The sequence below is a fragment of the Marivirga tractuosa DSM 4126 genome (assembly GCF_000183425.1).
Lineage (GTDB): Bacteria > Bacteroidota > Bacteroidia > Cytophagales > Cyclobacteriaceae > Marivirga > Marivirga tractuosa.
Map to the genome: position 1 here is coordinate 1,742,566 of NC_014759.1, position 12,655 is coordinate 1,755,220.

A 12,655-nucleotide genomic window follows, 5' to 3' on the forward strand; every position below is an offset into this window, starting at 1 on the left:
AAAATAGAAATGTAAAAATTACTCTTTTATCAGTTTATTCATGCTGTGAAAACCATCTTCCCAAATAATTTGCATAAAATACATCCCGTTTGGATAATTACTAAGATTTACTTCAACTTCTTGAGCATAGCTATTAAAATCTGACAATTCCTCAATCAATCTCCCTTCGGAATTAATTATTTTAATGTTCGAAATGGATTCAGTCCCATTTATATAAAATTGACCATTGGAAGGATTAGGATATACAGTTACATTTTTTATTAACTCAGCTCTATTGGCAGTGTATTTAACTCGGCTGACAGAAATCTGACCATTATCAGAAACAGCGGCTATTTCAAGAGCTTCCTGATCTTCACCCGTGAAATTAAAATTAATATCTGATTGAGTATTCATAGGGACGCCAGGGATATCAAACTTAATGGTGTAATTACCTGCGGGTAACTTAGGTATAGCAAATTCACCGTTGTCATCAGTTTCTATATATGCTACAAGCTCACCATTTAAAATTGCCTCATAAAGTGAAATCTCACGTGTGGAAGCTGACAAAGTCCTTACACTTACTCCTGCACCGCTAACTCTTCTCCTAGGCAAAACCCTTTCTCCTTCCTCATATTCTTCTTCTAGGTAACCGCTAAGTACAGAAGTACCTGTCAATTCTTGAGGTTCTCCCTCCATTGTAATAAGATTATCTATGATATCCGACCTCAATTCAACAATTTCTGCAAGCTCCCAATCAATTGTATTAGGATAGTAGGTATTTAACAGATCTGGATAATTATTTTCATCATTATCAACAAAAATCACATAATCACCTAATTCAATATTCTGAAATTCAAAACTACCATCACCTTGAACATTTTGAAAGAAACTTCCATTTTCTAATCTGACACTATCGTAGGATTTCTCGGCTGACACACTGAATAAATACACTCGCCCACTCTCAGTCGCGAATTCATTAGCATCTTGGACACTACCAGATATAGAAGAAGTTGCAATTATTTGGACTGGATTAGAATTCAGTCTGAAATCTGGATTTACGGCATTAATTATTTCATTGCTTACTTCTAACCTATATTCGCCCATGCTCTCAAAAGTGATAGAATCAATAAGTATTGCGCTTGAATCAGCATTGCTCACTAATTCATCGTTTCTAAACCACTGATAAATGTTAGCAGAACCTGAAATGTCAAAACCTAAATTAAAATCAGAACCCTGTGGTATTTTTTGATCTTGTTCATTTCCAAAATTTGCTTGATTACTAAATTCAAAACCCTCAATTGAAATGTTTCTTTCCAAATCATCCATACCTAAAGCATTTCCACTTAGCAACAATTGGGTTAAATTAGGTAAGGCAGTCAAATCAGTAGCGCTTTCAATAGCATTACCCGACAAATCAATACTTCTTAACCCCCTAACATCATTGAGCACAGCTGGAATTGACCCCGTCAAATTATTCTCTGGTAAATTAACCTCAACTACCCTATTATTCTCCACAATTATATCCTGACCATTAGCAGACCAAGCAGTTGGATCTTCTGATGTAGTATCCCAAATTATGGTACTCCATCCAGCTCCATTAGTTGAATCATAAAATTGACGTAGGGCTGCAACGTCTCTTTCTAAGGAAGAGATTTTGACTTCGCTAATCTTTGAAACCAAAGTTAATTCAGGCAAAACGGCATTATTAATTTCAACGTAATAGAGGCCTTCATCTGATCTTTGCGCATTAGTTAAATTAAGAATTGAAACGGTCTCTCCAACCATCTGAACTGAATCTTTGTACCACTGAAAAGCGTTGTCAAGAGAATTTGCTTCAACTGAAATCGAAATATCAGTGCCCAAATTTTCAAATACTATTGCAGGTAAATCATATTTAAAATCTTGATTAGAATAAATGAAATCAGGTACTGAGCTCAATCCTTCCAATTGTTCAAAACTCAATGAATTACCACTCAAATTAAGAGCGTTCAAACCACTGGCTTGAGCAATTAATGCTGATACATCTGTTAAATTATTGTCAGAAATATCTATATCCTTAATAAAATTCAAATTATTAAGATCACTTGCCAATACTCCTTCCAACTGATTAGATGGTAAATTAATTGCAAATAATGAATCTGCATTCATTACTAGACCTTCCCATGTATTCAATTTACCAGTCATCCAGTTTTGATTATTGATCCAATTTGCACCACCATTGGTTTCATAAAGAGCAACCATAGCTAAGGAATCTTGCTGCAGGTAAGCAGAGACAGGCAATTTAACAGCATTAAGATCACTGAAAGCACTAGTATCCGAAGAATTTGAAATGGATCTAACATAATAATAATAAAGCTCAGAATATTCTGGTGCTTTATAAGTCACACTGGTATCAGAAACAACAAAAACTGAATCGTTTTCATTTAAAACACTATTTACACTATCCAATCCTACATAAACTTGATATTCATCTGCTCCTTGAATTGCTGACCAAGAAACATCAAATTGTGTTGAAGAAGCATTACTGCTACTAGGTTCTGGGGCAGCTAATTCTAATAATTCAATAGTTAGTGAATTGCTATAATTTGAAGTATCACCTGCAGCAGAAATAGCTCTTCCAAAGACATAATAAGTTTCAAATGGTACTGGTGCCTCAAAAGTCAATGCTGTGTCACTCAAAATGAATAATGAATCTGAAGCCAAGGAGGAAATTGTATCGTTTTCGGTAGACACGAATATTTCATATTCAGCTGCAAATTCCACACTATCCCAAGATAAATCGAATCCAGAGGTCGAGATACTCGATGCACTTATTATCGGTGCAGTCATTGGCTGGTTGAGTTCATAATAAGCTACAGAAAGCTGACCTCCTTCTTGCAAGATGAGAAAATCTTTGACTCCGTCTGCATTTAAATCTACTACATCAAAATCTACAATGATACCACCTGTATACGACAAGGATAATTCTTCAGTTAACTGACCGCCACCATCATTTAATAACACATGAAGGGCTGTTGAATCCTGATCAGAAACAATTAAATCTTGAAATCCATCACCATTAATATCTTCCGAATCCATTTTTGCTGGTCTAAAACTTAGGGACACGGTGCTTATTTCAAATAATTCAGTTGCACTGTTGAAACTATAAATTTCGATCTCATTTGTTGATTGATTAGAAGCTACAATTTGACTAATTCCGTCATTTGAGAGAGAAATTTTGTCGATCTCATATATTTGCCCACCGGATCTAGAATTATTGCTATAATAATTTGCTGTATCTAAATTATAAATATCTATTAATCCCATCATGCTTTCACCATCAATCAAATAGGCAATAGAAGTATTGTTATTACCAATAAAATCCCCTCTGATAATTTGATTCATCTCCTTTCCATCAGGCTGTAAGAAAGGTAAAGCCGTCTTTACATACGGACTACAATCATTGACACCAGAACTTTCTCCACTGAGAATACTTGTTGATGAACTCAAATCGACTGCACTAAGCATAGCATCCGAAAAGCCATCATAATCAATGTCGAAAACTAAATAATCATTATATTTTGTTTCGCTGTCCACATTACCATCACCAGCAGGACTAAAATTTCCGTTTCCATCATTGGCAAAATAGATGATCCCGTTTTCAGAATTATATTCAAATTCAAAAAATGCCCCATATCCTAATGAACCTGTTATTTGTGCTAAGTCTAGCTTAAAATCAGTTGGATTAATTGTGAGTCCTTCAGTGATTAAATCAAATTCCTCTTTTGAAGCAGTTCCTGCTAAATTATTAATAACCGTTACTGGTTGATAATCTTGACTAACAATCATAGCATCATAATTATTGTCGCCATTAATCAATCCAAGTTGCATTTTAGTTTGCCCCAATGTCACAGTACCATTGATATTCTCTAGTGCTATTAAATTGCTATAATTATTAGGTATTAAAGTCAATGGGGTATTGTAATTCAAGGTAAAAGAACTCTGACCATATAGAATTTTTTCATCCTCATATACTATTTCAATATCACCAGATTTTGAGCCTGATGGAACAGTAACCGTAATTGAACTATCTGTATTACTTACATTATTAGCTAGTTTCCCACCTATGTAGACTTTATCGGTAGGAGATGCAAAAGGTCCTGAATAATTAATGGTAAGATTTTCTCCTTCAGCGGCCGAGTATGAAGATAAACTTGCTATTTTTCTCTGAAAGTAAAACGGATTTTCTGCTTCTAAATTTGATGCTAGGCCCAATCTTGCAGTATCAGCTATTACAAGTTCATATTCTATTGCCGTTTGAAATGAAGAATCGGTAATTAACCCATTGCCTAATGAGCTACCATTTGAGAAGTCAATAAGTTCTAAACTGCTTAAATCTGTAATTCCTTCAGCATTAGCATTAGCTATAATAGGTTCAAAAGTAGCCGTCATATTATTACTAGATAAAATTGACGTAATCTCCCAATACTCTTTAGTACGATCTCTAGCAAGAGATGAATTTGTTAAAAGGGAATCAGTAAGACCACAGAAGTTATTTACAGGAAATACTCTTACCAAATCAGAAACTTGAAATTCATCATTGTTTAAAATGCGAATCTGTCTCAATCCTGCATCCTGTCCAACAGGATAGGTAAAAGGTGTATTCCCAATCTTGCTAGCCACACCATTAACGTAAGAATTTTGATTTACACCTACTACAGATGCATTTTGTCCAAAGACTACTTCATCATACCCTAAAGTAAAAACATCATTTTCTGCCTGAATCAAACCATTAATCAAGTTCAACTGACCTTCAATTAATACCTTTGAAATGGATTCTCCATTCGAGGGTCTTATTTCTAAAACAGGGTGATCACGGTCGGAATTAGGGTCATTAGTTATATCTACGATTAAATTATTATAAATGATAGAATCTTGAGAATCTCCAGCCCCTGCTATTTCTTGGTAGCCCAATCCATTAAATTGCAATGATGATTGATCTGTGAATTTGATTTTACCGCCATTTCCAATCCTTCTGAAATCAAACGCCAGATTAAATTCGGTAGTACCAGTAAAGTTAACCTGAAAATTTCCATTAGTATTTTCTAGTGCATTTAATTCAAATACATCAGCAGTAATTCTGGAGTCTTGAAATACTGCATTAAAAGGCTGTGAACTGTTAAAATTATCATTGTACAAGAAAAAATTACCGCCCACAGTTAGATCTACAGATCTGAAATCAATATTTGGCTTATCGTATAATTCTAGACTATCAGATACAGAATGCCTGAAAGAAAACTCATTAGCGACATTGATTTGTAGAGAATTCCCATCATTTACTGCTAAAAACCTAATAGGTTCACCATTGTTAATTTCTGACAACTCAAAAATCATATTTCTTCCCACATTCAGATTAGATGAATCTGTCCCATTTGTAAACATAAACACACCAACTGAATCTGTATTCAAACTTGAAAGATGTCCTACCCTAACATCTCTATCAACATTCAAATTACCATTTACTATCCACAGACCAACATTCGTCTCCTCCTCAAAACCACCTGCAACATTTACTCCTTTAACATCAAAACTTTCTCCTGGATTTATGTTTACTTGGTGATAAATATTTACTGCTGAATCTTGTGCTGGCACACTGCCACCTGCCCAAATATTAGGATTAGACCAGTTACCATTTGCAATTGTGTTAATAAAAAATGGCTCTGTTTCCACTTCGAAAATCGTAGTATCACTATTTGTTCGGTTTCCATCTGTACTAAAAATCTGGAAATAATAGGTTGTGGCGGGAGCTAAGCCTGTGACACCAAACTGACCTTGATAAGAACTGATGGTTGCTGGATTATAGCCAGGTAAAAAAGTTTGAAAGCTATCTGCAGAAATCTTAACATCATAAAAAAATTCAGCATCTCCTGAGATGTTTGTAAAACTAACATGAAGAGAATCTGTGAACATGGTGATATCAGTTTCTGGAAATGGCAACGGCTCAGGCTCTATCAACCTAACGTTCATCAAGCCACTGTTATCTCCATTCCTGTCCCATAACCTAATAAAAACTTCTTCTCCTTGTGGTAATCCTCTAATAGTATCTTTCTGATGTGCTTCTACCTTATCACTACAATAAAACTCTGTAATGCTTCCGCATAAGCCCGTATAAACAGAAAACCGTGTTTCCAAGGCTTGATCTGCTGAGGCTGAAATATCATAATACTCTCCAAAAGTCTCAATTACTAAATCTCCACTTGTAGGAACTTGCGCCTTAACCCAAACATCTCCTGTTCCTGCAGTAAAAATAGAATCTTGGGAACAAGGGATGCCGATTCCTGAATTAGTATTATTAAAATATGGAATAGAGGTGATTGAAGATGAGGCAGTACTTTCACCATAACCGTAAACATCAAGTGCCAACGCAGTTTCGCAATTTTGATTTCCTACTGTCGTTTGGCTACTCTGTGTTTTAACTGAAACATAAAATTCATCTTCATAAAATGCAGGTGGAAATATCTTTAAGCGATAAGTGCCTGCTGCTAAATCATTATAGGCAAAAAACTTCTTGATATCCGCAAAAGCCGCCCTTCTGTACACAAGCTCTGGTTCCTCACCACAATTTTCCATTTTTTCCAATTCAACAAAAGCAGAATTATATAAATCATAATCCCCCAATTCAACTAGTATGGATTCTTGAGTTGCTAAAGTGAAATCGTAAAACAAACTATCCCCATCCGCTGTATAAATTTCGCCATCTTGAGTTTGCATATTAAATAATGGGGTCGTTAAAGGAGACACTTGTGCTGTTCTACTATATAAAGAATCGCCATCTACCGTGAGGGAAAATGCACTTGCACAACTAATATTAGTTGGACTACCAGAATAAGACACATTTAAATTACCTTCAATAAAATCGATTCCAGTATCCGCAGAATTATTTGAAATTACTATGTAATAGGTATTACCAGCTGTTAAATTCTCATAAACCTCCATTAAGTTATTATCAATACCGGTGCTGTCAAATGCAATACGAGTTGGGGTGTTATCATAACAATCATCAAATAATTGTAAGGAACCTCTATCTAAACTAAGAACATCTGCAAATGTAATAGCATATTGTTCACTGATTAGGGGAGTAAAACTAAATATTGCCTCATTTCCTGAATCAAATAAGGGATCTAAAACATAGGAATTACTGTAAAGTTCCGTGCTGACATTTACGGTTTCACCCACTGATATTTCTTTTGGCGAACTGCAATCATCACCAGGTCTATCTCCAGAGGTAAAAGAATAGGACTCTTCCAAATCAGCATTTGAACTTGTTTCACCTCCATTATTTGGCATTCCACTATTGATAATAAAACCATCATCATAAAAAATTGTATAAATAGCATCATTCCATCCATCGCCAAATGTATCATATGCCTCAAAACGATAATTCACTCCATCTTGTAAACAAAGCGTATCTCTTTCTGTGGCCCCACTCCCTAAAAATCCATCAACTGTTTCGGATACTAAGACTTCTGTATCATCATTAAATAGTCTCCAAAAAATCTCACTATTATATTGACCTGCAGACCCATCTATCTCTATTATCACCTCTGATTCTCCAACCTGACATTGAGCCAAACCACTATTAACTGAGACCACAAAACTCATTAATAGTACTAGTACACTATATCTCATAATCTTTCTTAGTTATACCAATTCAAATAATTTTATCTATACTTAATATTTACAAAATAAAACATTTTATTATATAAATCCTAATTAATATTTTTTTATTACTATTTTTTTATGCTATATTTATCCTATAAAAATGCTTAAATTTTCATTATGAAAAAATTAACTTTACTACTTTTGGTTGGTCTATTCTACTCCATCGCAAATATATCAGCCCAAAATCATAATTCAGACCTTTTCAGCAATATGAAAACTGCCTTTGATGCAGAAGATTATGAAAAGATTATAAATCACAAAGTTAAAATTATTCAACAAGCAAATCAAAGAACAGATTCAATCTCTGCTGAATTACTTTATTTTTTAGGGGATGCTTATTTAGCTTTTGATAGTTTAGATAATGCTTTGGCAGTCATGCAAAAAGAACTAGATCTACGGAAAAAACTCCCAAAGATCGACCCTGTAATGATTGCCGACATCCATTTTAACTTAGGCTACTACTTACAATTTGTCAACGATTTTCAAAAATCAAAACAAAATTTTTCTGAAGCTTCCGATCTATATAAAAAGCACCTAGGTACTGCCAGTGCTGCATATGTTGAAAGCGAAATAGAACTAGCTAAAACTCATGGATTTTTGGGTGAGCACAGAATATCAATGGATATTCTGGAGGGATTATTAGAGATTGATTTTGTCAATGAACAATACCAACATGTCGTAAACAAAGAACTTGGAATGGCTTACTTTGATATAGGCTACTATTCTAATGCCGAAGAAATACTTAAAAAGAATCTAAAGTTCATTGAAGAACATTTCGGAAAAGAAAGTATTGCCTATGCGGAAGCCCTAGTAACTTTAGCAATTCCATATTATTACCGTTCTCAATATTCTGAAGCAGAATTACTTTATACACAAGCATTAGATATTATTTCTAAAATATCGGACAATCAATTATTAAGAACAAAAACTAAAAACAATTTAGCACTGCTATATTGGAAAATAGGCTTATATGATGAATCCATAGATTTATTTAGACAGATTATCTCGGATAAAGAAACCTTGGACAATGCAATAGCCTACAATAATTATGCTCAGAATCTTGCAGCTACTGGTCAAGAAGATTCAGCACTATACTACATCAGCAACTCTTTGAGAATAATTGAAAATGAATTAGGGAAAAACAGCGAACTCTATGTACGCCATTTGAAAGAGAAAGCACAAATTCTAAATCATGTTAATGACTTGACTGGCTACAAAAAGTTAATGGGAGAGAGCTTTGATGCCTCACAGTCGATTTTAGAAAAAAGCAACCCAGAATATTCTAAATATGAACTTAATTGGGGGATTGCAAATTTCAGAGTAAACAATCTTAAAAAAGCTGAAAAACATATTAAAAAAGCTCATGATTTGCGATCAGAATATTTAAGTAAAAACCACCCTCTTTATGCAGAAAGCAGCAAAGAGTTAGCTGAGCTTACTTGGTTTCAAGACAATCCCAAAAAAGCTAAAAACTATTTCAATGAAACTTTTGCTAATTATTTTGCGCAGATTGAGGCCTATTTCCCAGCTTTAAGCGAGCAGCAAAAAGCAAATTTTTACACCAACACTTTACGATCAACCTTTGAAGAATACAATTCATTCGCTATTGCCTATAAAGACAAAGACCCTTCTTTATTGGGCGATATGTATAACTATCAATTAGCCACAAAGGGCATAATTATGTATGCGACCGCTAAAGCTCGAAAAAATATTTTTAATAGTGATGATGAAGACCTTAAAAATAAGTATCAAAGCTGGATCAATACAAAGGAGCTTATCGCCCAACTCTACTCCATGTCCGAAGAAGAAATTGCTCAGCAAGAAATGCAGTTGGATTCACTGATTTCTACCTCAAAAGATTTGGAAAAGGAATTAAGCAGAGCCTCGTCCGATTTTGAGGAAGCTTTTGTTGCAAAAGATTACACTTGGAAAGACGTTCAAAATGAATTAAAAGAAAATGAAGCTGCAATTGAAATGATTAGGTTTAGAAAATTCAAACCTGACAGTAGTGGAATTTTTCAACATCAAATTAATTATGCCGCATTACTAATTGATAAAAATTCAAAACAGCCAAAACTCATATTATTAGAAAATGGGCTGGAATTAGAAAACAAATACATTAAGAACTACAAAAACTCAATCAAATATAAAGTCAAAGATCAATACAGTTACGAGTTCTATTGGAAACCTATAGCAGACAATACAAATAAGTACAATAAAATATATCTATCACCTGATGGCATATACAATCAAATTAGTATTAATGCCTTATATAACTCCAAAACAGATAAATATGTATTGGAGGAGCAAAACATCCAATTGGTAACCAATACAAAAGATCTAATCGCCTTCAATAAAAGGAAAAATTCTAATCTAGCTTCTGCACCTAGTCTTTTTGGGTTCCCTAATTACAATAAGGGGATAACGGAATCAAAAGAGAAAAACGATAATGTTGCCGAAAAAATTGTGGAAAACGCAAGTCTTAACAGAGGTCTACGAGGTAATCTACAACGTTATATCAGAGGTAATTCTTTAGTGACTTCATTACCTGGCACGAAAGAAGAGGTAAACAAAATCAATGAACTCTATGGTGAAAATGCCTCAACTAAACCTAATACTTATTTAGAAAACGAAGCAGATGAAACCCAGTTAAAAAGCGTAAAAAATCCTAAAGTGTTGCATATTGCCACGCATGGATTCTTCCTTGAAGATAACGAAGCAAGCACTAGTGAATCTGAAGTTGATAAATATTCCCAAAACCCACTTCTTAAATCTGGTTTAATAATGGCAGGTGCAAATTCATTTATCACTTCTGGAATTAATGAAACCAACCAGCAAGACGGAATTTTAACAGCATATGAAGCCATGAACCTCAATTTAAATAACACCGAATTGGTAGTACTTTCAGCTTGTGAAACTGGTTTGGGAGAATTAAAAAATGGTGAAGGTGTTTATGGATTAAGAAGGGCATTTCAGGTTGCTGGCGCAGATGCTATAATAATGAGTTTATGGTCTGTTGATGATGAAGCTACTCAAGAACTAATGACTAATTTCTATCAAAACTGGATTGGCGGAAAAGATAAATTAACTGCATTTAATGACGCTCAAAAAACCATAAAAGAGAAATATGAATCACCATTTTATTGGGGAGCATTTGTAATGGTCGGAGAATAAACATAATAGATAAAATCATTTTTAAGAAAGGCTTCGGTATTGATCGAAGCCTTTTTAATTTTGTAACATGCCAAAACAGAAAAAGTGGATTATAGCGTCAGAACCTGAACAAAAAATGATTCATGAATTGAGTCAATCCATCAATATAAATCCTGTCCTATCAAAAATTCTCCTATCAAGAGGCATCAGTAATTTTGAAGAAGCAAAAACTTTTTTTAGACCTTCAATTGAAGACTGCCATGATCCGTTTTTGATGAAGGATATGCCAATCGCTGTTGAGCGACTAATAAAAGCTCTTGACAATCACGAATCTATTCTGGTATATGGCGATTATGATGTGGATGGATCTACCTCAGTAGCTATGATGTACAGCTTCTTAAAAAGCTATTGTAAAAATCTTTACTACTACATTCCTGATAGGTATGTGGAAGGGTATGGGATTTCCTATAAAGGCATTGATTATGCAAAAGAGAAGAACTGCAGCCTAATTATTTCTTTGGATTGTGGCATTAAAGCTATAGATAAAGTTGATTACGCAAATTCTGAAAATATTGACTTCATAATATGTGATCATCACAATCCAAGTGAAAAACTACCTCAAGCCGTAGCTGTTCTGGATCCAAAGAGAAAGGACTGTCCCTACCCTTTCAAAGAATTATCCGGATGCGGGGTCGGTTTTAAGCTCATACAAGCATTTTGCATTCAAAAAGAAATCCCTGAACATCATGCTTTTGAATTACTTGATCTAGTTGCCATAAGTATAGCAGCAGATATTGTGGCAGTGACAGGAGAAAATAGAATACTTGCATTTTATGGATTGGAGAAAATAAATTTCAATCCCAGACCAGGGATAAAAGCTTTGATTCAAGCCTCGGGATTGAAAGAAAAAATTACCATTTCAAATTTAGTATTTCAACTTGGCCCCAGAATAAATGCTGCCGGCAGAATTGATCACGCTCATTTAGCGGTAAGATTATTAACCGCCATTCATGAAGACGAAGCACTCATTATAGCAGAAAATGTTTCCCATAAAAACACCACAAGAAAAGATTTTGATCAGAACATTACGAGTGAAGCTTTAAGTACAATTGAAGAAAACACCAGTATGCTTTCGGCAAAAAGTACTGTGTTATTCAATAAAAATTGGCATAAAGGTGTTATTGGAATAGTAGCTTCTAGATGTATTGAACATCATTACCGACCCACTATCATTATGACTGAATCCAATGGAAAAGCAACGGGTTCAGCTCGTTCTGTAGACGGGTTTGATCTATATTCGGCTATTGAGTCATGTAAAGAATATTTGGAACAATTCGGAGGACACAAACATGCAGCAGGATTAACACTTGCAATAGATCAAATACCTAGTTTTGCTGCTGCTTTTGAAGCTGTAGTTCAAAAAAATATTACCGAGGATCAACTTATCCCAAAAGTAAAAATTGATAGCTACATTGAAATAGATCAAATTACGGATAAGTTTTATTCCATATTAAGTCAAATGGATCCTTTCGGACCAGGCAATATGCAACCTGTTTTTGCTGCAAAAAACTTATCTGTTTTAGGTGAACCTTTAATTCTTAAAGAAAAACATTTAAAACTTACTGTAAAGGATCGAAGTGGAAAAAATAAAATCACTGCCATTGGATTTGGAATGGCAGAATATAAAGCACTTATTATGAATTCAAATGCATTTGAGTTAGCTTTTACGATACAAGAAAACCACTTTAATGGTTTGAAATCTTTACAGCTTTATTTAAAAGATATCCGCATTGATTAATTATTTTCGTTAATTTGCTGTTTA

3 protein-coding genes are annotated in these 12,655 nt (G+C 34.3%); 2 read left to right on the forward strand and 1 reads right to left on the reverse strand.

The genetic code is table 11. The features are described from left to right. Positions 1 to 18: 18 nt before the first annotated feature. Complete coding sequence (locus tag FTRAC_RS07200) at positions 19 to 7,647, reverse strand: T9SS type A sorting domain-containing protein (RefSeq protein WP_013453575.1); 7,629 nt, start codon at positions 7,645 to 7,647, stop codon at positions 19 to 21. A 150-nt stretch (positions 7,648 to 7,797) separates the two neighbouring features. Between FTRAC_RS07200 and FTRAC_RS07205 the strand changes: the two genes are divergently transcribed. Both FTRAC_RS07205 and recJ read left to right on the forward strand, forming a co-directional pair. Beyond that, positions 7,798 to 10,854, forward strand: a complete 3,057-nt coding sequence (locus FTRAC_RS07205; RefSeq protein ID WP_013453576.1) for a CHAT domain-containing protein — start codon at positions 7,798 to 7,800, stop codon at positions 10,852 to 10,854. 67 nt (positions 10,855 to 10,921) lie between these two features. Then, entirely contained in the window at positions 10,922 to 12,631 is a 1,710-nt protein-coding gene (recJ, locus tag FTRAC_RS07210) for a single-stranded-DNA-specific exonuclease RecJ (RefSeq protein WP_013453577.1), read from the forward strand. Positions 12,632 to 12,655 lie beyond the last annotated feature (24 nt).

Bases quoted from the DNA above. Each gene is read 5' to 3' on its own strand.
- FTRAC_RS07200 (WP_013453575.1), bottom strand. From the start codon at position 7,647: ATGAGATATAGTGTACTAGTACTATTAATGAGTTTTGTGGTCTCAGTT.
- FTRAC_RS07205 (WP_013453576.1), top strand. From the start codon at position 7,798: ATGAAAAAATTAACTTTACTACTTTTGGTTGGTCTATTCTACTCCATC.
- recJ (WP_013453577.1), top strand. From the start codon at position 10,922: ATGCCAAAACAGAAAAAGTGGATTATAGCGTCAGAACCTGAACAAAAA.